Genomic DNA, 25,852 nt, shown 5'->3' with positions numbered 1-25,852 from the left:
CTGCGATTAAGCCGTTTTTACCTTTGGCTGTATTTTATCCTTCTTCGCAAACAAAATAACAGAAACGCATGCAAGTCCTATTGCAAGGAACCACTTAGGATGAATCGGATCTCCGGTCTTAGGCGTCGCATCGACCAGTCCTTCCGTAAGGTTCGCTTTATCTACATAAATCGTGTACGGCGAGAAATGTGTTGCCGTAAACTGAATACAAGGTACTCCGTCAATCGTTGTGAACTTCGCTCCCAACTCTTCCAGTTGGGAATTTACTACGCTTGCAGCCTTGTTGTTACCGGCGTACTGAATCAGTTCATCCGGCAGCGGTAACGTAATATCTACCGTTACTCCGCTTATATCCGTTATCTTAGTCTGTCCCGTCTCATCGTACAAACTGATGTCCATCGGCCAGTAAGCAATGTTGCTGAGATCCCCATACTTCGCTTCCAAAGCCGCTATAACAGCCGCTGTCGCCTGCGCATCCTCCGTTATTCTAATCACATAATTGTCTGAAGAGCCGTTCACATTTGCCGACACCAAATCCGTATTAGAGATACCGCTCTTTGTCACATCGACACCTGTCGTCGAATTGCGAAGCGTGTTTCTTGCATTGCCCGATACAGAAGAAGAGGAAGCTTTTCCTGCTTTTTGGTTCGCTGTAATTGCCACATTGTTTGCCGGCATAGTAAATGATGTGGATATCGCACTCGCATTTACAAATCCTACTCCTGCCGAAGAGCTCGTCCACTTATCGAACACCTGACCGTCCGCAGTCGCATATGCGTTGATATTAACAATGGTACCCGGCGTATAGTCGCCACTTCCGCTTCCTCCGCTAACCGTAACTGTATATTTCGTACTGTTACCGGAAACGGAATTGTTGCTACTACTTCCTCCGCTGTTATTGCCTCCGCTGTTATTGCCTCCACTATTATTGCCGTTATTGTTATTACCATTATTACCATTATTATTGCCATTATCATCAGTACCGCTGCCGGACGTAAACATCGCAACAACATCCAGATCCTTCGTCACTTTCTGCCATGCCGTTGCCGGATACCATCCGCTGAAGGTATATCCCGTCTTAGTGGGATGTGCCGGTTCTATCGCACTATCTCCGGATGCCACCTGCTGAGGCTTACCTACCATGGTTGTCATTTCCATATCTGCCCAGAACGTTACCGTATAGGTTCCCGCTATTTTATCTACGTAAGTAGCATAAATATCCACTGCTGATGTAATATTGGAATAGGATCTGTCCCAACCGGTAAATACCTTTCCTTCTACCACCATCTTGTCTGCGGCAGGCGGCACCGCATCCTTGCCTTCCACTACCTGCTGTGTATAATCGTTCATCAATTCTTTGTTATAATTGAAGAATCTTACGGTATAGGTCGTCGCATCCGATTTCGTATACAAAGCGCTGATTTCTATATCTCTCGAAACAGCCTTATATGCATCTGACGGATACCATTGTGAAAACGTATATCCGGTATGCGTCGGAGGAGTAGGCAGTGTCGCATCATCTCCGGAAATTACTAACTGTTCTTCAATAGGCTTAGGATTAAGAGGATCTACCGCATCAAAGAAATAAACAGTATATCTAGCCTTTAAATCGCTGGATTCTTCCGTATTGATATAAGTATATTTTTCCGCATAAATAGCAGCGGGAGACTCATTCAAACAGATAAATGTAATCTGGCTATGTTCTGAATCATCAAAAAGAGGCTGTTTCGTACTGTCATTCCATGGCTGAGCAGACTCACCCACCGTACCTTTCGTATAAGAGAATGCGTTAGGTTCTATATAGCTAACGGTTGACGGAATCCTGACGCTATATACATTGCTGTTCCAGAATGCTCCCGCGGATATATTCGTAGCTCCTGCCGGAAGAATAACGCTTCCTAATCGATTATCCCTGGTTCCCTGAGTCGGATTATCCGGATCCGATTCATAATCAGCAAAGCACCTTTCCGGAATAGTTTTTACCGTAGATTTGGATAAATCTACCGCACCAATACCATCACAGTTCATAAACGCTTCTTTTTCAATACTTGTAATTCCAGAAAGCTCATCCGGCCCAATCGTGGTGCTTCCGCTCTTATCACCTCTCGTCTCCAGGCATTCGATTATCTTTGTATTAACCCCATTTGTCTTTCCATAAATAATTGCATTATTGCTGGACAAATAATCGCTGCTTGGTATCGACACATTCTTCAATAAGGCACAAGACTTAAAGGGCCTGATTCCCATAGTCATCACGCTCGGTCCTATAGATACCGAAGTTAACTTGTCACAATTATCAAATGCATAACTGCCGATAGCAGTTCCGCCGTTCATGTTAAAAGTTTCCAAACTGGTCAAATTAGAGAACGCATACGACTCTACCTTATCGATACTCATCAGAGTAATGGATTTTACCTCGTCATTCTTTATTATAATTATATTATCAGAGGCATCCTTATACGTATACTCACTTAACACGTTGTTATTAGCGTCTCTTCCGGAAAAGAGCCCTGTCTTAATAGCAGTCACACCACTGGGAATAATCATGTTATAAACTGCATTAACAATTGCAAGCTGTTCGCTTGTCGGCTGGGTGGACGAACCTGCCACCTTATCCCAACCATTATATGCAGCCAAGGCACCGCTCGCTGCGGCCTTTCTATCAGCGGTCAAGTACGGAAACATGTCTTCTTTCGCCCCTACCTCGCCCTTTTCATAAGATGCAACCAAGTCAGCTTTCGTCGGATAGCCAATCAATTCCGCCTGCCCTGATACAAAGTTATATTGCACCGTTAAGTTTGTAGGCCAGCCGCTGAAATAAGTAATATATGTATCAGGCTGTGTCGTAACATTAATAAAATTCGATGCCTTCATAGCATATTTAAATGGCTGGGTATTCACTCCGGAATCATTTACAATATCACCTGAGAAACTCAAATACGGCGCCGGAATCGTCTTGCTGGTATTTAAGAAGGTATTATCGCCACAGAAACCATTATTTATTCCCTCGTCGCCCGCGAGATGTGCAGGTGCAGTTGTCCTAATTGTTTGTGTCGCAAACGCTCCGTCTTCAATCATCTGTACATTTTTAGCATTTGTAAAAATTACATCTCTTAAATTATGACACCCTCTGAATGCTCCTTTACGAATATCAAGCACAGATGCAGGAATTGTAACTTTCTGAATCCAGCAATTATCGCTGAAGCTTCCGTCTTGTATCGCCGTAATACCATATGGACCGATTTGTTCCGGCATCGTAATGCTCGGCACCTTTTTTTTGTCTTTGACTTCAAAGGTTATCAGCTCTCCGTATTGGTTAATCGCATAAATAATATCCGTATAAACATTGCTAACATCCTTCTCCACCTCAACAATTTCATATTTGTCTACGCCGAGGTATTTAAATGCTATGTGCTCTGTATTGGCGATTATATGCGTAGGAGTTTTTGTCTGATTATTGGTTCCGCTTTTATAGCCTGGAGCCTCAAGATAAAACTTCTTGCCTACTTCATTTTTAAAATCAGCAAAGGTATAAATATCGGTATCTGACACAAATTCTAATTCTTCACTATATGTCATAATTCTTGTGAGACTTGTACATCCCTTTACTGTCGACAAGTGAAACTTATTTTTGTTGCTCGCACCTTCCCATTCTCCTGAAAATTTTTCCGGCAATACCAATTCAGTCAAAGAGGTGCAATTTTTAAACGCATCATATCCTATTGCTCTTAAATTCGATGCGATCATCTTATCCGAAGGAACTAAATTAATCTTAGTCATACTGTTACAATTTTCAAAGCAAGAATCTCCAATCGCCTGTGTGGTACTCGGCACATCAAAGCTTTGAAGCCTGCCGCAATTGTAAAATGCATGATCACCAAGCATTGTAATATTGGCTTCTATCGGCATAGTAACAAAATTCAAACTGCCGCAATCAGCAAACGCATATTGCTCTATCGTATTTAAACCATTTCCAAAGGTAATACTTTTGATATTATTACAATTGTAGAATGCATATCTTCCTATACCCAGCAAATCCGGTCCAATTGTAAGATTAATAATGTTCGATGCCGTTAATTTCTTACCGCCGAAAACACTATCTGTCTCAGTACTTGCGCTGCCATCAGCTGCTATCTTATAGCCATCGGTAGTGTCATACACCGCAGTCTGGCTTCCTATATACTTTACCTTAGCAGAGCGGATACGGTCACGTGTGGGGTCTATTTCTACATACTTCTCTTTACCATCTTCGATAACCTGGTAATATAGCTGTACATCCGTGTTATCTACTGCGTTATGCCAAACGGAATAGGTCTCATAGTAACAAGGACTCCATGCATCGATTACCGTCTTTGAGCCGGCTTCTACCTTTACGATTACAGTTCCACCATGCCCATCCGATTGCTCCTCATCTATATAAATTGTTTCTTTATGTGTGGCACTGGCATAAAATAGAGGTGTTCCGTCCTTCGCTGCCGCCGCATATCCCCTTGACGTTCCTTCGGTATCAGAATATTTTACATATGCATCCACTTCATTGGGAATCGTAAGATTACCGCCATTTAAAGTTTGTTCTTTATTATACCCAACTATAACCGCATATTTATCATTGGTCGAACCAACATAGGCAAACCGGAAATTGCTATCCCCCGTCTGATATATCTTTTCACCGGGAAGAACTTTAGGAATATTGGTATTTGCATCAGTCGTTACAATCCACTTCCCTAAAGCCAGTATACTCTCAGCCTCCACCGGCTGGACCGGAATCGTCGTCACAATAATCGCCGAAACCATAAACAGACATCCCAGCGTCTTCCTAAGCTGCCTCCGTAATTTTAAGTTCTTCTTCTTTGTATCTTTACCCTTAGCCATCGCTACTCTCCTCCGCCGTAAAACGATTTTATTGAATCCTCTTGGCAACCACCGCGAACCTACCGTCCGTCTGTGAGTTGTCACAGGTTGACAGCGTCAGTAAATCGTCACCGTACTCGGCTGTTACCCCGGTATCGTACAGAGACATCTGTGCCATCTCTTTCATATAAGAATTGAATTCTTCCGCTGAATTCGCATTTATGAACTGATAATATTTAAAAGAAACATCGTTCTCCTTTAAGACCTTTGCCCTGAACACATACATAACCTGATAGGTGCCTTTTTCATATATCGTATCAAATTGTATCACACTATGCTCTTTATAGTAAGACTCTTTCACATATTTTTCCAAGTCACCGAACATCTTGCCGGACTTCATGTGATGCCCATACAATATCAGATTCTGGGAGCGCGGAAACGCCTTGCACTGATAATCCATGAAAATGCTGCCATTCTTATCGTATTCCTGATTAAAATTATACGTAAGATAATATTCGTTATTGGATGTCTGCATTACAGGATAATCTATTATTGTATCGTCAATTTTTAGCCATCCGATTAGCTTTTTATTCTTATTATGTAAAGTTTTATATTTATCGAGCACATCCGGAAGTTCTATTTCCTCCTGTTCCCCCCGGACTACAATTACCCTTTCTCCTAAATCGGCAAGTACCTGACTGTCCTTAAGCGCTGCTAACTGCTCATAATCCGCGCTGGTCCTCTCCGCAAAGAAATAATATACGAAGAAATATCCAAAACAGGCTAAAGCACACAGAGAACATAACATCACTGTTAACTTCCTGCGCTTCTCTGCCACCTTCAGCTGGGCTTCTATTTCCCGGCGCATATCCTCATCGAAGTCTTCCAGAGAAATCTTCTTACCACCTTTAATCGCTTTATGGCTTTTATTTCTTTTCTTTTTATTTTTCCCCTTTCCATTGTTTACCTGCTTTTTGTAATGCTCTACCAGTTCATATATTTCATCATCGAAGTCGTTGCCTACTGTCGTCTCGAACCGGTAGATTCCGCCCCGCATCTGTTCATATAAGGCGAATACTTCCTTTGGATTTTTCAAATCTGTCTTAGATCTAATGATGTCTATTTTCTTCTTATCCCTGAGTGCGGCTTCATAATCTGCTTTCGTACGGAATTGCCTGCCCGAAACTGTCTGCCTTTCCGCTGCCATTTGCCTGTCTCCTTTGTATCAATTATCTGTTATGCTATATATTCCCCGAATTATAAAATAACATATACTAACATATTACTAATACCACGCAATTAATTCAAGTATTTTGTCGATTTATAGTACTATTTTTTTAAAAAAATTTCTATATTTCTTTTTAATAATTCAGGAAACAAAAACATGCTATCCATCATAGTATAAACCATAAATAAAATTTTTTTGGAGGCAAAATTTATGAGTGATTTAACAGCAACAGGATGTGGCTGTGGCGGAGTAAGCGATAGCAACTCCGGATGTAATTCTATACTTTGGATAATTCTTTTGCTCTGCGTATGCGGCGGAAACAACAATAGTGGCTGCGGCGGCGGCTGTGGCGGCGGCATCTTAGGCGGAAATTCTAACGGTGGCTGCGACAGCATCATATTTATCCTGCTTATCCTTAGCTGCTGCGGAGGGAATTCCTTCTGCTAAAGCCCCTACGGAATCAGATGAAAAATGCAAAGTTAGAGCTTTTCTGATTTCAACTACACATCTTGAAGATAGGCTCTCCTGAGCCTATTTTCTCTTGTCCGATGAGGACTTACCCTCTGCGGTACCGATGTGTACAATATTGTTATAGCAATACTGCTATCTATCAGTCCTACCATGCAGCAATGCTATTATACGCATGGAAATACGTATATTTTCACTTTTATGTACATAAGATTTTATGATAACAAAGGGGTAAGGGATTTTATGGAAGAAAAAAAGCAAGACAAAATAACATCTTTCGATGTCCTATCTACAAGCAATCATATTCAGATGTTAAAAATTATTATCCCTTATTTCGACAGCCCGCTACAGAAACAATTAGCAATTTATATAAAGTTTCTTGAGCTGCAGCATACCCTTTCTTATTATCAGTCACATTCTTATGAACTGCGCAGCTGCGCGATTAAGAAAGAAGAATTCAATATCAGTAAAATATGCTCCGAGATTCTTCCCTATTGTACACAGGAAGAAAAACAAAAGGTAGAACAAATCGCAGGTCTTTTCCGTTCGATGGATATGTATAAGGAAATGTTCAGCACCTTCGAAGCGATGAAAGAACTGTTTCCGGAAAGCTTCGAGGGCGGTTTCCCTTTTGGAGCGCCCCCGCAGCCCACCCCGGATCCCGACGGTTATTCCGCGAATAATCACTCGACTATGAATATGGCCGACATGCTCATGAACATGCTTTCTCCCGAGCAGAAGGCGATGTTTGAAATGTTTGGAGGTAACAACTATGAATCAGAACGAATGGATGGATGATCCCCTCGTTGCCGGCATCGACAGGGATAAACTGCAATTTTTACAAACCCTCGTCTTCGAGAGCCGGAACCTGTCCCGCGAACAGTTAATCCCATTTCTTATGTCTGTATCGCAAAAGGGAAGGATGAATAATATTTTATTCGACGATGAAGAAATCGCCGTAATTGCCGCCACTCTTCGCAAATACTCCTCCCCTGAGGAAGCTGAGAAGATAAGTAAACTCATGGCTTTAAAGAGAAAACATTAGAAACAGCGTATGCAGGCTTTATTCCCTGCATACGCTGTTTTCTTATATCATAGGAAAAACTTTGCTGACTTAACATGTGAATGTTTTTCCTTCCAATAATCTAAAAATCCCTCCGGGCAAACGATACGCAACTGCGCGTACTTTTCCTGATTTATTGCTTTATGGCTTTACTACGATATTGACAATTTTCCCGGGAACATAAATTTCTTTTACGATTTCCCCCGCAAGCTTCGTTCCCAGCGCTTCCTTACCCGCGGCAATCGCCGCTTCCTTCGTAATATCCACGGGCATCTTAATGACAATCTTCGTCTTGCCGTTCATCTGTACGGCAATTTCCTTTTCATCATCTACCATCGCGCTTTCATCTGCCACAGGCCATACCGCATGGAATACGGAATCTGCCTCGCCTAACTGACGCCACAGCTCCTCGCCGATATGAGGTGCAAAGGGAGATAGCAGGATAACGGCTGTCTTTAGCGTATCCTTGTCGATTCCCCCGTTTCTGGCCATATCGATCATCTTGTTGTTGTATTCCATAAAGCCGGATACTACCGTATTCAAGCTGAAATTCTCCAAGCGCTGTGAGATATCGGCAATCATCTTGTTGCGAACCTTCAGCATCTCCTTGGTCGCTTCCACATTCTTATCCTTATTTTCCGTTACGAGATTCCAGAAGCGCGTAATAAAGCGATACACTCCGTCGATTCCTCTGTCGTCCCACTCCGAATCCAATTCCGGCGGCCCTACGAAAAGCTCATATAATCTTAAGGAATCGCAGCCATAGTCATTCACCAGATTGTCGGGTGACACTACATTTCCTTTGGATTTACTCATCTTAATACCGTTCTTTCCGGTAATCATTCCCTGATTGAACAGCTTGGTAAAGGGTTCGTCGAAGTCGACAACCCCGATATCGCACAGGAACTTCGTATAAAATCTGGAATAAAGCAAATGAAGTACCGCATGCTCCACGCCTCCTATATACATATCTACCGGAAGGAATTTGTCAGCCTTTTCTCTGCTCACCAGCTGATTATCGTTCTTGCTGTCCACGTAACGCAGGAAATACCATGAAGATCCTGCCCACTGGGGCATGGTGTTCGTCTCTCTCTTGGCAGGCGCACCACAGGCAGGACATGTGGTATTTACCCATTCATCAATGCCCGCAAGCGGTGATTCGCCGGTTCCTGTCGGCTGGTAAGACTCCACCTCCGGCAGAAGCAGCGGCAATTCCTCCTCCGGCACAGGCACACAGCCGCACTTAGGGCAATGCACGATCGGAATCGGTTCCCCCCAATAACGCTGACGTGAGAATACCCAGTCGCGGAGCTTATAATTCGTCGTCTTATGACCAAAGCCAAGCTCCTCGATCATAATCGGAGCTTCCTTCTTTAAAACGGCAGACTCCATGCCGTTCCATTCGCCGGAATTGATCATCGTTCCCACCGCCTCGGTATACGCCTCGGCCATATTTTCTATTTCTTTTCCGTCCTTGGCAATAACCTGAACAATCGGAATATTGAACTTGGTAGCAAATTCAAAATCACGGTCATCGTGAGCGGGTACGCACATGATAGCTCCCGTTCCGTAGTCTGCCAGCACATAATCTGAGAGCCAAATCGGAGTCTTGGCGCCGTTTAACGGATTCACGGCATAGGAGCCCGTAAATACACCCGTCTTTTCTTTGTCCTGAAGTCTGTCCACATTGGATTTATTAGCAGCATCCTGAATATACTTATCCACAGCCGCCTTCGTATCCGGAGTTGCCAGACCTGCTGCCAGCTTGTGTTCCGGTGCCAGTACCATGAATGTCGCCCCGTAAAGGGTATCCGGCCTTGTGGTATAGACGGTAATCGCTTCCTCGCTTCCATCTACCTTGAAATCCACTTCCGCCCCGTAAGAACGCCCGATCCATTCGGACTGCATCTTCTTAACCTTCTCCGGCCAATCCAGTTTATCCAGATCCTCAAGGAGACGGTCCGCATATTTGGTAATGCGCAGCATCCACTGATTCAGATTCTTCTTGGTCACTTCCGAACCACAGCGCTCACACTGTCCGTTTACTACTTCTTCGTTAGCGAGTCCGGTCTTGCAGGAAGGACACCAGTTAATCGGCATCTCTTTCTGATAGGCCAGCCCTTCCTTGAACATCTTCACAAATATCCATTGCGTCCACTTATAAAAATCAGGATCCGTCGTATTGACCTCCATATCCCAATCATAGAGCGCCGCTATCTGATTGATCTGTTTCTTGATATTCGCCACGTTCTGTGCTGTGGACTTCGCAGGATGCACACCCATCTTAATCGCATAATTCTCCGCCGGAAGACCGAAAGCGTCCCAACCCATGGGATGAATGATATAGTGTCCGCCGTTCAACATCTTATAACGACTCCATACGTCAGAAATCACATATCCTCTCCAATGCCCTACGTGAAGTCCGTTTCCAGACGGATACGGGAACATATCCAGGCAGTAATATTTAGGCTTTTTTCCATCGTTAACGTTCACGGGCTTATTTTCCCATTCCTTGCGCCATTTTTCTTCAATCTCTCTGTGGTTATACGGTTGTGCCATCTTCTCTTCCTCACATTTTTTAAAAATTTTACGCCAGAAGGCGCAAAACATATTTTAAGTACATTATTTTATAAAACACCGATAATTTTATACTTTTTCCCTTACTATGTCAAGGTTTGCAACCCTTTTCTCTTTTATTCTGTTGCAGATTGTTACTGTTCACTCCGTTTGCAGTAACACATGATTTCTGCATGCAGATTCGCTACGCGAAGCAGAAATCATCTCTTGAATCACATTCTTACGCAGTTTAACAGCAAGTGTTAAGCTACTGTGTTAACAGTAACTGCAGATTACCTTTCATTAAGCCGATGCAAAACAGGATGCCGTATGCTTCGCGCATTACGACATCCCGTTTTCTATTATCAACCCTTTTTCATGCTTTATTCTTCGCTGCCTTCCGCTACCTTGGCGGCTCTTGCTGCAACCTCTTTCTCCTGCACATCGCTGGGTGCCTGCTCATATCTGGAGAATTCATAAGCGAAGGTACCTCTTCCTCCGGTCATGGAACGCAGGTCCGTACAGTATCCGAATAATCCCGTCATAGGGATATCCGATTCGATTACCTGCTTGCCTCCTACCGGATTCATACCGAGCACACGCCCCCGCCTCTTGTTGAGATCGCCCATAACATCACCGGTATAAGCGTCGGGAACTGTTACTTTCAAGGACGCGATAGGCTCTAACAAAATAGGGCCTGCTTCCATAAAACCCTTCTTGAACGCCTGAATGGTAGCCATCTTAAACGCCATTTCCGAAGAATCCACCGGATGATAGGAGCCATCGTACAGAATGCCCTTCACTCCTACTACCGGGTACGCCGCAAGCGGTCCTTTCAGGACAGATTCCTGTAAGCCCTTTTCTACCGCAGGGAAAAAGTTCTTCGGCACAGCACCGCCTACAACTTCCTGCGCGAACTCATAAGGAGTCTGTAAATCTCCGGAAGGAGCAAATCTCATTTTAACATGGCCGTACTGACCGTGTCCGCCGGACTGCTTTTTATATTTATATTCTACGTCTGAGGTCTTCTTTATTGTCTCACGGAAGGCTACCTTAGGCTGTGTCAGCTCTATCTCTACCTTGTATTCGTTCTGCAGTCTGCTGATAACTACCTCAAGATGCAGGTCTCCCATTCCGTAGAGAAGCATCTGTCTGTTCTCCGCGTCGTTCATTACCTTAAGCGTCTGATCCTCATGCATCATCTTCTGCAAAGACTGGGAAATCTTATCGATATCACCTTTATTTTTCGCATGATATCTCATATATGTGTAAGGAACGGAAATCTCCGCTTTTCCATATTTGATAGTGGTTGCCTTGGTGGAGAGCGTATTTCCTGTTCTGGCTGCAGTGAGCTTGGCTATTGCACCGATATCCCCTGCATGGAGCTCGTTTACCTCTAAAGGTTTACTTCCCTGAAGAACATAGAGCTTGCCCACCTTCTCCTCTACGTCCTTATCGCAGTTGTATATGAGATCATCGGTCTTAAATACGCCCGAGCATATCTTCACCAGGGAATACTTCCCGATAAACGGGTCCACGATGGTCTTAAAAATATATGCGGATTTCGCTTTCGAGAAATCATAGTTCGCTTGGAAAATCTCGTTAGTCTTCAAATTAATTCCGGCAATTTCCTTATTCTCCGGGCTGGGCATATATTTCACGATGTCGTCCAGCAGCGTGTAGATTCCCTGACATAAAATGCTGGAACCCATGGTCATGGGAACAATTGTTCCGTCAATGACATTCGTACGAAGGGCCGCCCTTATTTCCGCCTCCGAAAAGGTATCTCCGCCGAAATATCTCTCCATGAACTCTTCGCTGGTCTCCGCCACCGCTTCTAACAACGTATCTCTGTAAAGCTGGAGATTCGCCTTGCTGTATTCCGGTACCTCGCATTCCACAACGTCCTTCCCCTGCCAGCGGTAACCGGTCTCAGTAATAACGTTGACATAACCTACGAATTTCTCATTTTCACGAATGGGCAGATGAAAAGGCGCCATCTTCTTGCCATATGTATTCGTCATATCCTCTACGACCTGACGGAAGGAGGCATTGTCCACATCCATATCCGTTACGAAAATAAAACGGGGCAGCTTATATTTATCGCACAGCTCCCATGCTTTTTCCGCTCCGACTTCCACTCCGGCCTTGCCCGATACTACGATAATGGCTGCATCTGCCGCGCTGACTGCTTCCTCCACTTCTCCTACAAAATCAAAAAATCCCGGCGTATCTAATATATTTATCTTAATCCCTTCCCATTCGATAGGAACTACCGAAGAGGAAATAGATATTTGTCTTTTCTGCTCTTCTTTTCCGAAATCGCTTACTGTATTGCCATCGGTTACCTTGCCCATTCTCGAGGTAATACCAGATAAATATGCCATCGATTCAACCAGACTTGTCTTGCCGCTTCCCCCGTGTCCGAGCAATACTACGTTTCTAATCTTGTCAGTTGTGTAAACATTCATATAAATTCCTCCAATTTTCGCAGTTTTTGGGCATTTTTTCTAGGCCGTAATTTGAGTCATACATTGCCCTTTTACTCCCATGTGTATATTTTACTAAAAGCTCATAAATTTTACAAGTCAATTTAAACATTCTGCACATGTTTTTTGTTTTATTCCAAAACGCAGCAAAATTACACCTCAATATCTCAGGCCGCCGCGTTGACTTTCATACGTTGAAGTGTTATATTATCAATGTGAATTGCCGTATGTATCCACATGGGAAACACACAGTAAAAGTATATGCAAAAGTCACACAGATATTAATATAAAAATAAAAAAGAAAGAGGAAAAAAATATGATTATTGTAATGAAACCGAATGCCGCGCTAAAAAGTATCGAGTCGGTCGTTTCTTATATCGAAAATAATGGCTTGCAAACTCATCTCTCAAAAGGAGAGGAGGTTACCATCATCGGTATTGTCGGCGATAAGACGAAACTTCCTACGGAAAACCTAATCAGCTTCAAAGATGTGGACCGCATCGTGCCGGTTACGGAAAGCTACAAGCTGGCTAACAGGAAGTTCCATCCCGATCCCTCCGTCGTAAAGGTTGGAAATACTCTGATCGGCCCGGACAACATGACCATTATGGCAGGTCCCTGCGCCGTGGAAACAGAGGAACAGCTTATGTGTATCGCCCGGGCGGTGAAAAAGTCCGGCGCTACGATTCTGCGCGGAGGCGCCTACAAACCAAGAACCTCTCCCTATTCCTTCCAAGGGCTGGAGGAAGAGGGTCTTCGTTATATGCAGACGGCTAAGAAAGAAACCGGCCTCTCCACTATCTGCGAAGTGGTGAGCAACGAAGCGATAGAAGCTGCCGTTAAATACGTAGATATGATTCAGATTGGCGCAAGAAATATGCAGAATTTTATCCTGCTTAAGGAGGCAGGGCGTTCCGGTCTTCCCGTCTTACTTAAAAGAGGACTGTGCGCTACCATCGATGAATGGTTGAACGCTGCCGAATATATTATCGCCGAGGGTAATCCAAACGTGGTACTATGCGAAAGAGGTATCCGCACCTTTGAAACTGCCACGAGGAACACCTTGGACTTAAGCGCTGTCCCCGTTTTAAAAGAAAGAACTCACCTTCCGGTTATCGCAGATCCCTCCCATTCCACGGGCGCTTACAAATATGTGCCGCCCATGGCAAAAGCGGCGGTTGCCTGCGGCGCGGACGGGCTGATGATAGAGGTACATGACAACCCTGCCTGCGCGCTTTCGGACGGTCCGCAGTCCCTGACCTTCGAAAAGTTCGACAAGCTGACAAAGGAGCTCAAACCGCTCTGTGATTTAGTGGGACGGGAATTTACGGGGATAATTCTATGAAACAACTGACCTTGGGTTTTATCGGTCTGGGGCTTATCGGCGGTTCCATCGCCAAAGCGCTGAAAGCAGCATGCCCTGAGATCTCTATAATCGCATATGATATAAACGGCAGTACTCTGGCTCTTGCAATGGAGGAAGGAATCGCGGACCGCATCTCATCCTCTATCGATGCCTCTTTTTCAGCCTGTGACTATATCTTTTTATGTGCGCCGGTTTCCAAAAACGATGAGAACCTAAAAGTCTTAAAACAATTCCTTACACCCTCCTGCACTCTTACAGATGTGGGCAGCGTAAAGGGAGATATTCATCGCCATATCGAGGAAGCCGGACTTTCCGGCCAGTTTATCGGCGGGCATCCCATGGCTGGAAGTGAGCGCTTTGGCTATATCAATTCCAAAGCCATCCTCTTGGAGAACGCTTACTATATCCTTACTCCCCCCCCTTGCGTTTCTGAGAAAAGAGTAGAGGATTTCAGGCAGCTCGTCACTGCGATGGGGGCCATTCCCCTCGTTCTAAACGACGAACAGCACGATTACGTAACGGCGGCTGTCAGCCACCTTCCTCATATCATCGCTTCCTCGTTGGTAAATCTTGTCAAAGATTCTGACTCAAAAGATGGAATCATGAAAATGATAGCTGCAGGGGGCTTCAAGGACATCACAAGAATCGCTTCGTCCTCTCCCGATATGTGGCAGCAAATCTGCCTGACCAACACGGGAAATATCGCATCTTTACTGGAAGATTATGTAGAGGCCCTCATACGGATCAAAGAACAGCTTTACAAAAAGGATGCACAGTTTCTTTACCGCTTCTTCGACGAGGCCCGTATATACCGTGATTCCTTCATTGAGACTTCCAGCGGTCCCATTAAGAAATCCTATTCCCTCACCATAGATATCGCCGATGAAGCAGGCGCTTTGGCTTCCATCGCCACCATGCTCGCTCTCAATAATATCAGCATCAAGAATATTGGCATCGTGCATAACAGAGAGCTGGAAGAGGGAGCCCTTCGTATTGAATTCTACGAAGAAGCTGCCATTCAAACCGCCCGCGAAATATTAAAAAGCCGCGGTTATGTTATCTATGAAAAAAAGTAAGGAGGATTCCATCCATGAAATTTCATAAGACAAAGGAACTAAAAGGAGAGCTTTCTGTACCCGGCGATAAGTCCATTTCCCATAGAGCGGTTATGTTCGGTTCTCTCGCTCTGGGTACCACGGAAGTCACCAACTTCCTGCAAGGGGCGGATTGCCTTTCCACCATTGACTGCTTCCGCCGCCTCGGCATCGAAATTAAAAACGGACCTGAGAAAATTACAATACACGGAAAGGGGCTGGATGGGCTGTCTGCCCCCTCTTCTATCCTGGATGCAGGTAACAGCGGCACTACTACCCGCCTTATCTCCGGCATTCTCGCCGCACAGCCATTCGAAAGCGTGCTGACCGGAGACGATTCCATAAAAAGCCGTCCGATGAGACGAATCATGGAACCCTTGACCATGATGGGAGCGGATATCGTGAGCTTAAACGGCAACGACTGCGCCCCCCTTCGGATTACAGGCAAAAAGCTGCACGGTATCCACTACCGTTCTAAAGTGGCCTCTGCGCAGGTAAAATCCGCGATCCTTCTGGCCGGACTTTACGCCGATACAGTCACCGAAGTGACGGAACCTGTGATCAGCCGGAATCATTCGGAAATCATGCTGGGCACCTTCGGTGCAAAGGTATGGACGAAGGGCACTACCGCCTTCATCGAACCCCGCCCTTCTTTAAAGGGTGCAAAAATCAACGTTCCCGGCGACATTTCCTCCGCCGCTTATTTCATCGCTGCCGGCCTTGTCGTTCCCGGCTCCGATATTCTCATTAAAAATGTGGGCATTAATCCAACCCGTGACGGTATCCTGAAGGTGGCGAAAGCTATGGGCGGAAATATCGAGCTTCTGAATGTCAACCACGTAGGCGAGCCCACTGCTGACCTTCACGTTACCTACAGCAGGCTGCATGGCATCACCATTGAGGGGGATATTATTCCCACATTAATCGACGAGCTTCCCGTTATCGCCGTCATGGCTGCTGCCGCTCAAGGTACCACCGTGATAAAGGACGCCGCCGAGCTCAAGGTAAAAGAGTCCAATCGTATTGATGTCATGGTAGAATATCTCTCTTCCATGGGCTGCTGCATAACAGGCACCGAGGACGGTATGATCATCGAGGGAGGCCGTCCCTTGACGGGCAGTATCATTGACCCTCATGCAGATCACCGCATTGCAATGAGTTTTGCCATTGCTTCGCTCGTTGCCGAAGGAGAAACTGAGATCCTAAACAGCGACATAGTATCCATCAGTTACCCGTCCTTTTACTCAGATTTACGGAATCTATATGGATAAAGAATCGCCATGGCTTTGTTCTTTAATAGGAAAACCTTCTATTAAAGAAAGATAGATGCGCAGCTGAGCGCGGAACAAAAGCTGTGCTGTCAAAATATTGGGCCGCGAGAGTGCACGAAGCACACTTTTGTTCAACTTTACCACTATTTTTTAGTTTTCATGTACAACTTGCTCATTTTGCTTAGGCTAATTGTATTTTCCGACAAAGAATGCTACAATTATCATAATAATAGGTGTAGAACAACTTGATCATGCTTTAAGAACAGGGGGTACTACAAAAATGAAACTTAATACGAAAGCAAAAAAAGAAAGGAATGTCCAACCAAAACCGCCGGAAGGCAAAAAAAGAAAACAAGATTTTTTTCTCTCCATCAGAACAAAAATAACTTTTGTTCTCGTTATTTTTATCCTTTTATCCGTTTCGGTTAACTACAATTATCTCAGTAACCTTTCAAAGGATACTTTAACGAGCTACACGGAAGCTACCTTGCTGGAAATCGTAGAAGCACAGAATAATTATATCGAGCAGTCCATCGAAAAATATAATTCTACGCTCACTTACCTGAACGGTTCGGAAAATTTCTATGTGTACAACACCAATCACGGCAAAAGGTATTACAAAGAAGTCCATGCCGCTTTGAACAAGTACATGACCCAGAATCCAACTCATGAAAGCATCAATTTCGTAGATGCGGAGACCTTGTCTCTCTTGGGGAGCACCGATACTGATAAGGAAGGCACCGATTATTCAGGCGAGGTATTTATCAATTACATAATGGAAAATCGTAAACCTGCGCAAAGCAACGTCTTCTTAGATGACGCTACGGGAGAACCTCTTATTTCCATCGGAGTGCCCCAAGCCAGCCATATCGACGAGGATACTCAATCCGGAGTGATGTTTACCACTGTGAAAGCATCTCTTCTCTCGGATACCCTATCCGATATCAGAGTGTTCAATTCCGATACAAGCTACGCTTATCTGCTGGATACCAACGGGACTTATATTTACCATCCTGACAAGGAGCTTATCGGCAAGCGTGCGGATACGCCTTTGATCAGCCAGCTTGTAGCCGACATAGGAAAAGGAACGATTCCCGAGGCCAAGGTAGTAACCGACAACTCTACGGGGCAGTATATCGCTTACAACATTTCCAATCTCAATCACTGGATTCTTTGTATTGCCGTTCATCAGGACTCTGTGCTCGCTCCTATCGATGAGATGCGTCAAAGCTCGGTAAATATCAGCATTATCATCGTTATCATCATGTCGGTGCTGGGATACATATTTGCCACTACGATTACGACTCCCATCAAGGTCATCACCAAGATCGTCCGCAAGACGGCAGACCTCGATATTTCTCAGGACGACTCCTATCATTATCTTTTGAAAAAGAAGGATGAGACGGGCTCTATGGGACGCGCCGTATCTAAGATGCGCCAGGCTTTCAGCAGCATGATGCACGATATTTCTTCCACTTCAGACATAATCAATACGAATTCATCGAGGCTGTTAGATATAGCAAATACGATGAACGATAACGCCAGCACTACCTCCAGCGCAGCGGAACAGCTTTCTTCCAGCATGGAATCCACTGCGGAGAATACGGAATCCATCAGCAGGCAGATTCAGGCAATGGGCGGGAATACCGCTTCCATCAATGAAAAGGCGACGCAGGGAGTAGGTTTTTCGGATGAGATCATGAAACGTGCTATCGCCCTTCGCGAAAGTACTCTCGCAGCCACCGAAAAAACAAAGGCAATGTATGAAACGGTAAAAGCGGATACACAGTCCGCCATCGACAGTTCCAAATCCGTTTCAAAAATCAACGAAATGACTAAAACAATCATGGAAATTTCCAGTCAGACCAGTCTCCTCTCTTTAAATGCTTCCATTGAAGCAGCAAGGGCAGGCGAAGCAGGCAGAGGCTTCTCTGTTGTAGCCAGTGAAATCGGGAAACTCGCGGACCAGTCCTCCAAGACAGTTACCAACATCACAGCTATAGTGGCCGAAGTCAATACTGCAATCGACAAGATGACTTCCAGCTTGACGGCAACCTTGGATTTCCTGAACCGGACGGTACTTGCGGACTATCAAAGCTTCGTTACCGTCAGTGAACAGTATTCACAGGATGCCGGATTTATTAACCGAACGATGTCAGATATCGATTTGTCCATCGATGATTTGAATAATATGATGATAAAGATAGCCGATTCCATTCATCAGATCAATATCGCTATCAACGAAACCACCCAGGGCGTCAGCGTAGTCGCTACCAATAACGCGCAGACAGCAGCTCTTACGGCAGACACTTATCATATGGTGGAAACAACGCTGGCACAATCGGACAAGCTGAAAGAAATGGTAAATAATTTTACCCTCGATTAACAGGTATATTAAAAATCAGAAATGTTTCCAGTTAGAAATTTACTAATTTAAAAAGGGGCTGTTGCAAAACAATTGAGTAATTTTGCAACATGCCCCTTTTTCTTATTAATAAATATTATATCTTAAAATTTATCAATGCTAAAAAGTATGTTATTAATAAAATTATTTGTTTTTTTTAATCCTATTCATAATTAATTTCTGCATTTCATTTTTATTTTTTCCTAAAGCAAAGGCCAGCTCTTCATATAGCTTATTCTCTGCAATCTTAAAGTAACGTTCATCTATAACAGTATTTTTCTTTCCTTGTGCATCCCTTTTTCTCCTCCTATAATACATGCTTTTAATAATACTGATTAATATTCTAGGTTCACAACTTTGGATGGCTTCTTTATATTTCTTTTCGCACAATCTACTACTATCAATCAGCATTTCTTCTATTTCAGGAACTTCACCGATTATTTCCCACGCTTCCTCTTCGTTAATCACTTTGCGAATTTTATGTTTAGTTCCATTCACAGGAATATATAATTTTGCATCTATTTCTTCCAATGGAATCATAAGGTAATAAAGCTCACCCTTGATAGCCATAGAAATATCTAAACATGCAATATCTTCGATTTTACATAATCCATAATTTGCGTTGACTACTACATAATCACCAATTTTAAACATTTAGTCACTCCTATATTCTTATCTGATTGTTATTAAACTAATTTAAATAATTTCCATGCTGTAATCTCATTCGATTCATTTCTTCTATCTCCCTTAATTGCTTTTTCAGTATCATAACACCATACATCAATATTAATATAAATAAAAAAGGAATCATTACACTCAGTCAATTAGAGTGAACTATATCCCTTCCGTTTACCCAGTAATCAATTATTGTTTATTCTATATTTAGTATTATAACAAATTTTATGACTTTTTGTAAGTACTTTAACTAATTATATATTAAATTAAAATATTATTCTTTTTTATCTTTATATTTTTGATATTTTACAAAAGTAATATATTATTTAAAAATAATATGGTTTTTTTCAGACAGTACAATCCTTGTATTTCTACAAAAGTAAAAGCCCGTGTTCAAATGGCAAACCTGCTTGATGAAGTGATGACGAACACTCAAAGAGTCATTCCATTTCATCATTTGTGTACTGTTTATTAAATGTTACTCCCTTTTAAAAAATTTTTAATCAATTAAAGCTTGACAATTATTTGCAAGCTTTAAATTAGTGACCATAACGCTTTACCAAATCTACGATATCCATGATTATTAAATCTTTTACAGTTTCCTTAGCTTTTCCATTTTTTGTTTATGTTGCTCTATAGGTGTTTTCTCCTTTTGCTGCATTTTACTTTTACCGGCCTCTCCAATCGTCCGCATCTATTTCACGGCTATCCCGCAGCACCAACCGGTACCCGGCTAACTTCTAATCTCAGATATAATTTAACCAAAACCATCTTACAATAGCTTAACTCAACTGCTTTGGTGATGCACTATCTGAAAGATCATATATTCCTAAGAACTTATTTTTTGAATTAATACTGAAGCATTAGCATTTATTTGCGTTCCTCCTGCTAAAGTTTGTAGCGTAACCGCAGCAGCGCTAGTGTGATTCCGTATCGTTAAAACATCAAACGCGGCGGCAGTAATAATGACCATACCCGGATTCGCTTGAGTACCGGCCCCTGAGCCATATACTGCCCCGACAACGGGAGCTCCATTTTGGAACACAGTAAATTGATTCGGCTCAACGCCTGCCGCGTAAAACCAAACTGCGTAGTCACCAGCACTGCCAAGTTGAATGGTAGATGTTCCAGGCGCATGTGCAATAGTACCTACGATAATCCCATTGGTACTAAATAATATATCTGCTTCTAAAGCAACTACTTGGGCATCCAGATTAAAAATATAGGCATATTCGGATAATCCAGCGGTACCGGTCGGGCCTGTCGGGCCTATATCGCCGGTAGCTCCAGTTGCGCCAGTGGAACCCTGCGGACCTGTGGCTCCAGTAGCTCCGGTTGCTCCAGTTGCTCCAGTCGGGCCCTGCAGGCCTGTGGCTCCAGTAGGACCCTGCAGACCGGTGGCTCCAGTAGGGCCTGTGGAACCCTGAGGGCCTGTAGCTCCGGTTGCTCCCTGCAGACCAGTGGCTCCAGTAGGGCCTGTGGAACCTTGAGGGCCTGTAGCTCCGGTTGCTCCAGTTGCTCCCTGCAGACCTGTGGCTCCAGTCGGGCCTGTGGAACCTTGAGGGCCTGTAGCCCCGGTGACTCCAGTAGGGCCTGTGGAACCCTGAGGGCCTGTAACTCCGGTTGCTCCAGTTGCTCCCTGCAGACCGGTAGCTCCAGTTGCGCCAGTGGAACCCTGCGGACCTGTGGCTCCAGTAGGGCCTGTGGAACCTTGAGGGCCTGTAGTTCCTGTGGCTCCAGTTGCTCCAGTCGGGCCCTGCAGACCTGTGGCTCCAGTAGGGCCTGTGGAACCTTGAGGGCCTGTAGTTCCTGTGGCTCCAGTTGCTCCAGTCGGGCCCTGCAGACCTGTGGCTCCAGTCGGGCCGATGGAACCCTGAGGGCCTATAGCTCCGGTTGCTCCAGTCAGACCCTGCAGACCTGTGGCTCCAGTAGGGCCTGTGGAACCTTGAGGGCCTGTAGTTCCTGTGGCTCCAGTTGCTCCAGTCGGGCCCTGCAGACCTGTGGCTCCAGTAGGGCCAATGGAACCCTGAGGGCCTGTAGCTCCGGTTGCTCCAGTCAGGCCCTGCAGACCTGTGGCTCCAGTCGGGCCTGTGGAACCTTGAGGACCTGTGGCTCCAGTCGGGCCTGTGGAACCTTGAGGGCCTGTAGTTCCTGTGGCTCCAGTTGCTCCAGTCGGGCCCTGCAGACCGGTGGATCCAGTAGGGCCGATGGAACCCTGAGGGCCTATAGCTCCAGTTGCTCCAGTCGGGCCCTGCAGACCTGTGGCTCCAGTAGGGCCAATGGAACCCTGAGGGCCTGTAGCTCCGGTTGCTCCAGTAGGGCCTGTAGGCCCCTCGGGGCCGATTGGTCCTACACAACAACGGCATTGACACGGTCTTGGAATAGAGGGGGTACATGGTCCACAATTTACTTTATCTCGGTTGGAGCATCTATTTGATAAACTTTCAGGGGTGTTGCCACAATGGTATTTGTTTATTCCTTGAAATTCTTCGTAATTCATAAAACTTCCTCCTTTAAATGTTTTGGCACAATTTGGTGCCTAATTTATTATATTCAGGAAGGCTTAAACCGGAATAAACGTCAATCAAAATGTCCACTTTTTTATACAAGTGCTAACTGACCATTTTTAGAATATGATAAAAAACCCAAACCACTCCTGGCAATGGGGAGTTAGCCCGAACGATAAGTTTTAAATTACCAATCAATTAGTTCCGGATTATCTGTAATGTTACCTATTACCTTTACTCTGCCAAAGACAGAAATCCAACAGCGGACCCAAAGGTCATGTTCAAAATCCTGACCTATGCTTATTCATAAAACATCTTTGATTTTTAAATAGATACTGCCAGAAGCAAGGGGTTTCTTTGTGCATGAGCATGGAAAGCATACGTCCGGCCCTAAGCGATACTATGAGTTATTCCGAAGATTTCTTGATCTCAGTTATTGTATGACAGGCATAACAATCACTTCGTATCAGTAAACGGAAAAACATGGCTTATGATAAGGAACCGATGTGACGGTATACGAATATGAGAATTGTAAAGACTGTCCGCACAAACTAAACGAAACAGGAATCCAAAAAAATCCAGAAACAAGGATTTTCTGTCCGCTTCCAATTGACATAGAATGAGGCTGCCGCTCTATAACTAAAACTCAGTTATTTTGCAACAGCCCCTTTATTTTTCTTGACTTAAGGTTAACTTATTATTCATATTATTCAATTATTTGCTTTGTTTCATTTTTCAGCACTCGCCTGATGCCTGTTCCATCGCATCCCATACTTCGATTCTAAATGCGTCGACCTCGGAAAGTCCCATAAATATTGCACCGTACTCGTATCTTTCTTCCTTCTTCTCCACCCGGACAATTCTAAGAAGAACATGTATCACTTCCCTCGTCCAAATCATGATATGCGATTCATAGACAGAGTCCATTTCCAACTCTTTCGTACAATGAAACCCCATTCCTGACTTGGAAATATCGAAAATATTAATAGTGACCATCTCATTCTCGCCGTCGTCTATCCTCTTCACAACGAGCTTCGAATTCAAATCCATACGTCTGCATTTTCTCAGTTTTTCAACACCCATGTCTTCTGTCTTTCTGCACCTGTATCTCTGGCACATTTCCCCTTTCGTAAGAAAACAATATAGTTATATTACGCCTAAACTATATCTGAATACATAGCTGAATTATATAACATTATATTTATTTTGTAAAGGAATCTGTGAGTTACAGTTCACACAGTAGCTTAACACTTGCTGTTAAGCTACGTAAGAACGTGATACAAGAGATGATTTCTGCTTCGCGAAGCGAATTTAAATGCAGAAATTATACGTTACTGAGAACGGAGTGAACAGTAACATCTGTGATGAACATTGCATCTCCAAAGCTGAAAAAACGGTACTTTTCCCTTATTGCTTCCTCATATGCCGCCAGTACATGCTCTTTTCCGGCAAGCGCCGATACGAGCATGACCAATGTAGACTCCGGCAAATGGAAGTTGGTGATCAGGCCGTCCAATATTTTAAAGCGGTATCCCGGATAAATAAATATCTCTGTATTGCCGCAGCCCTCATGCAGTACACCGTTTTCATCCGCAGCGCTTTCCACCGTACGGCAACTGGTAGTTCCGATACAAATAACCCGTTTCCCGCCCCGCTTCGTATCGTTTATCGTATCTGCTGCTTCCTTCGTTACCTGATAATATTCCGAGTGCATATGGTGCTCCAATATATTATCCGCCTTTACCGGGCGAAACGTTCCCAAGCCTACATGTAAGGTTACATAGGCGATTTTCACACCCTTCTCTTCTATTTTACCAAGCAGCTCCTTTGTAAAATGAAGACCTGCCGTAGGTGCAGCCGCCGAGCCTTCATATTTGGCATATACGGTCTGATAACGATTCTTGTCCTGAAGCTTATGAGTGATATAGGGAGGCAGGGGCATCTCTCCCAGCCGGTCTAACACTTCTTCGAAGATACCTTCGTAACGAAACCGAATCAACCGGTTGCCCTCATCCACCACGTCTAAGACTTCTCCCGTCAAAATACCATCACCAAAGCTAATAACGCTTCCTGGCCTCGCCTTCTTGCCGGGCTTGACTAACGCTTCCCATATATCGTTTTCCCGCCTCTTTAAAAGCAGTACTTCGGTTGCCGCTCCGGTATCCGCCTTCGTTCCCAGCAGCCTGGCCGGAATTACCTTTGTATCGTTTAGCACAAGGCAATCTCCCGGCTCCAAATAATCAATAATATCCCGGAAAATCCGGTGCATCATCTCTCCCGTATCCTTATTCAGCATGAGAAGTCTGGAACCGGAACGATCCTCGAGCGGATCCTGTGCAATAAGCTCTTCAGGCAACTCAAAATAAAAATCAGACTTTTTAAATTCTTCCATAACGCTTCACATATCTTTCTTTTATATCCACTTGTCTCGTTTACAAGGACGCATTATTCAAAAATGCTACATATCCCCGTTTCGCTTCATATACATCCGCCTTGCTGGTAGCCTCCCAGGGCGCGTGCATATTCATTACAGCCACCCCGCTGTCAATAACATTCATGCCGTACAAAGCGAGGATATAAGCGATAGTTCCGCCGCCGCCAACATCCACTTTCCCCAGCTCTGCCGTCTGGAAATGTATCTTTTCCTTGTCGAAAATCGCTCTGATGTGTCCCATATATTCCGCATTCGCATCGTTGGAGCCGGACTTTCCCCGAGAACCGGTAAACTTATTGAATACCATTCCATTTCCCAGATACGCCACATTCTTCTTATCGAAACAGGAAGCAAAAGCCGGGTCAAAGGCACTGCTCACATCAGAGGACAACATGCAGGAAGAAGCCAGACATCTTCTCACCTTAAGCTCACTGTAATCTCCTGCCAGATTCATCACTTCCGCAACCGCATTTTCGAAGAACTTAGACTGCATGCCCGTTGCTCCCACGCTGCCTATCTCTTCCTTATCCACTAAAATACAGCAGGCAGTCCTTTCTGTCTCCTTTACCTCAAGCATAGCCTTCAAAGAAGAGAATGCGCAAATCCTGTCATCCTGCCCATAGGCCAGAATCATGCTTCTATCAAAGCCTGCTTCCCTCGCCTTTCCGGCAGGAACGACCTCCAGCTCCGCAGAGATAAAATCCTCTTCCTCTATATCATAGTTTTCTTTCAAAATAGCAAGGATACCTTTCTTCACTGCATCCTTACCGTCCTTCCCTTTATTCTTTTCCCCTTTTTCCCCTTTTTTCTCTATTACAAGAGGTTTATTACCCACAATAATATCCAAAGCCTCTCCTTCAATAACCTTGGATGCCTTCTTTTCAAGCTGTTCCGCCGCAAGATGAATGAGCAGGTCCGACACAAAAAATACCGGATCATCCTCATTTTCTCCCACATTGATCTCAACCGTCGTTCCATCCTTCTTAATTACCACACCGTGAATGGAAAGCGGAATCGTCACCCACTGATACTTCTTCACCCCGCCATAATAATGCGTATCCAGGTAAGCGAATCCTCCGTCCTCATATACTGGATTCTGCTTAATATCGAGCCTTGGAGAGTCCAAATGTGCCCCAAGGATATTCATTCCCTCGGCCATCGGTTTTTTTCCTATTTGAAACATAACGATAGACTTATTCATCCAAACGGAATAAACCTTATCGCCTTCCTTCAGCACATTGTTCTTCTTAATCAGAGATTGCAGCTCCTGATACCCGTCCTTCTCAATCCTGTTGACAATAGTATCGATGCACTCTCTCTCCGTCTTCCCATTATCCAAAAAGTCCATATATTCCTTTGCATGCTCCTCTAGCTCCGTAAGCTGCTCTGCACTATATATCCCCCAAATATTCTTATTCTCCATAACTGATCCCGGCCGCATATACG

16 protein-coding genes are annotated in these 25,852 nt (G+C 44.3%); 7 read left to right on the top strand and 9 right to left on the bottom strand.

Going from position 1 to position 25,852, the window contains the following annotated elements; translation table 11 throughout:
• Positions 1–6: 6 nt before the first annotated feature.
• Both CC90_RS0104895 and srtB read right to left on the bottom strand, forming a co-directional pair.
• A complete protein-coding gene (locus CC90_RS0104895; protein WP_031389698.1) occupies positions 7–4,872 on the bottom strand; it encodes a leucine-rich repeat protein in 4,866 nt (1,621 codons plus the stop codon).
• Between the two features lie 28 nt (positions 4,873–4,900).
• Positions 4,901–6,058, bottom strand: coding sequence for a class B sortase (srtB, locus tag CC90_RS0104890; RefSeq protein ID WP_051869286.1), 1,158 nt, complete (start codon positions 6,056–6,058; stop codon positions 4,901–4,903).
• A 231-nt stretch (positions 6,059–6,289) separates the two neighbouring features.
• Between srtB and CC90_RS0104885 the strand changes: the two genes are divergently transcribed.
• The 3 genes from CC90_RS0104885 (at position 6,290) to CC90_RS0104875 (ending at position 7,592) form a co-directional block, all read left to right on the top strand.
• Complete coding sequence (locus tag CC90_RS0104885) at positions 6,290–6,526, top strand: hypothetical protein (protein WP_031389696.1); 237 nt, start codon at positions 6,290–6,292, stop codon at positions 6,524–6,526.
• 264 nt (positions 6,527–6,790) lie between these two features.
• On the top strand, positions 6,791–7,345 hold the full coding sequence (locus CC90_RS0104880) for a hypothetical protein (protein WP_132038495.1): 555 nt from the start codon (positions 6,791–6,793) through the stop codon (positions 7,343–7,345).
• Entirely contained in the window at positions 7,320–7,592 is a 273-nt protein-coding gene (locus CC90_RS0104875) for a hypothetical protein (protein ID WP_031389694.1), read from the top strand. Before CC90_RS0104880 ends, CC90_RS0104875 begins: the two co-directional genes overlap by 26 nt.
• Positions 7,593–7,751: 159 nt before the next feature.
• Here the strand turns inward: CC90_RS0104875 and leuS are convergent, their stop codons facing one another.
• Both leuS and CC90_RS0104865 read right to left on the bottom strand, forming a co-directional pair.
• Positions 7,752–10,169, bottom strand: coding sequence for a leucine--tRNA ligase (gene leuS / locus CC90_RS0104870; RefSeq protein WP_031389693.1), 2,418 nt, complete (start codon positions 10,167–10,169; stop codon positions 7,752–7,754).
• A 380-nt stretch (positions 10,170–10,549) separates the two neighbouring features.
• A complete protein-coding gene (locus CC90_RS0104865) occupies positions 10,550–12,637 on the bottom strand; it encodes an elongation factor G (protein WP_031389692.1) in 2,088 nt (695 codons plus the stop codon).
• Between the two features lie 334 nt (positions 12,638–12,971).
• Between CC90_RS0104865 and aroF the strand changes: the two genes are divergently transcribed.
• The 4 genes from aroF (at position 12,972) to CC90_RS0104845 (ending at position 18,772) form a co-directional block, all read left to right on the top strand.
• Positions 12,972–14,000, top strand: a complete 1,029-nt coding sequence (aroF, locus tag CC90_RS0104860; protein WP_031389691.1) for a 3-deoxy-7-phosphoheptulonate synthase — start codon at positions 12,972–12,974, stop codon at positions 13,998–14,000.
• Entirely contained in the window at positions 13,997–15,097 is a 1,101-nt protein-coding gene (locus CC90_RS0104855; RefSeq protein ID WP_031389690.1) for a prephenate dehydrogenase, read from the top strand. Before aroF ends, CC90_RS0104855 begins: the two co-directional genes overlap by 4 nt.
• Before the next feature lie 14 nt (positions 15,098–15,111).
• Positions 15,112–16,386 (top strand): 3-phosphoshikimate 1-carboxyvinyltransferase, encoded by a 1,275-nt coding sequence (aroA, locus tag CC90_RS0104850; protein WP_031389689.1) that lies wholly within the window; start codon positions 15,112–15,114, stop codon positions 16,384–16,386.
• A 280-nt stretch (positions 16,387–16,666) separates the two neighbouring features.
• Positions 16,667–18,772 carry a methyl-accepting chemotaxis protein gene (locus CC90_RS0104845; RefSeq protein ID WP_031389688.1) on the top strand — a complete coding sequence of 702 codons (2,106 nt, stop codon included), beginning with the start codon at positions 16,667–16,669 and terminating at the stop codon, positions 18,770–18,772.
• 162 nt (positions 18,773–18,934) lie between these two features.
• Here the strand turns inward: CC90_RS0104845 and CC90_RS0104840 are convergent, their stop codons facing one another.
• From CC90_RS0104840 to CC90_RS0104815, 5 genes are all read right to left on the bottom strand, one after another.
• Positions 18,935–19,444 carry a CarD family transcriptional regulator gene (locus CC90_RS0104840; RefSeq protein WP_031389687.1) on the bottom strand — a complete coding sequence of 170 codons (510 nt, stop codon included), beginning with the start codon at positions 19,442–19,444 and terminating at the stop codon, positions 18,935–18,937.
• Positions 19,445–20,294: 850 nt separating this feature from the next.
• Positions 20,295–21,965 (bottom strand): collagen-like protein, encoded by a 1,671-nt coding sequence (locus CC90_RS0104830; protein WP_081905871.1) that lies wholly within the window; start codon positions 21,963–21,965, stop codon positions 20,295–20,297.
• A 742-nt stretch (positions 21,966–22,707) separates the two neighbouring features.
• Positions 22,708–23,055, bottom strand: a complete 348-nt coding sequence (locus tag CC90_RS0104825) for a PilZ domain-containing protein (RefSeq protein ID WP_031389685.1) — start codon at positions 23,053–23,055, stop codon at positions 22,708–22,710.
• 241 nt (positions 23,056–23,296) lie between these two features.
• Positions 23,297–24,364: a tRNA preQ1(34) S-adenosylmethionine ribosyltransferase-isomerase QueA gene (queA, locus tag CC90_RS0104820; RefSeq protein ID WP_035315167.1), complete on the bottom strand. Its 1,068-nt coding sequence runs from the start codon at positions 24,362–24,364 to the stop codon at positions 23,297–23,299.
• 40 nt (positions 24,365–24,404) lie between these two features.
• The gene (locus CC90_RS0104815) at positions 24,405–25,829 is read right to left on the bottom strand and encodes an aminopeptidase (RefSeq protein WP_031389683.1); all 1,425 of its coding nucleotides are present in this window, start codon (positions 25,827–25,829) and stop codon (positions 24,405–24,407) included.
• Between the last annotated feature and the right edge of the window lie 23 nt (positions 25,830–25,852).

Origin of the sequence: Kineothrix alysoides (assembly GCF_000732725.1) — a bacterium.
Lineage (GTDB): Bacteria > Bacillota > Clostridia > Lachnospirales > Lachnospiraceae > Kineothrix > Kineothrix alysoides.
This window is presented reverse-complemented; position numbering and strand designations above follow the sequence as displayed.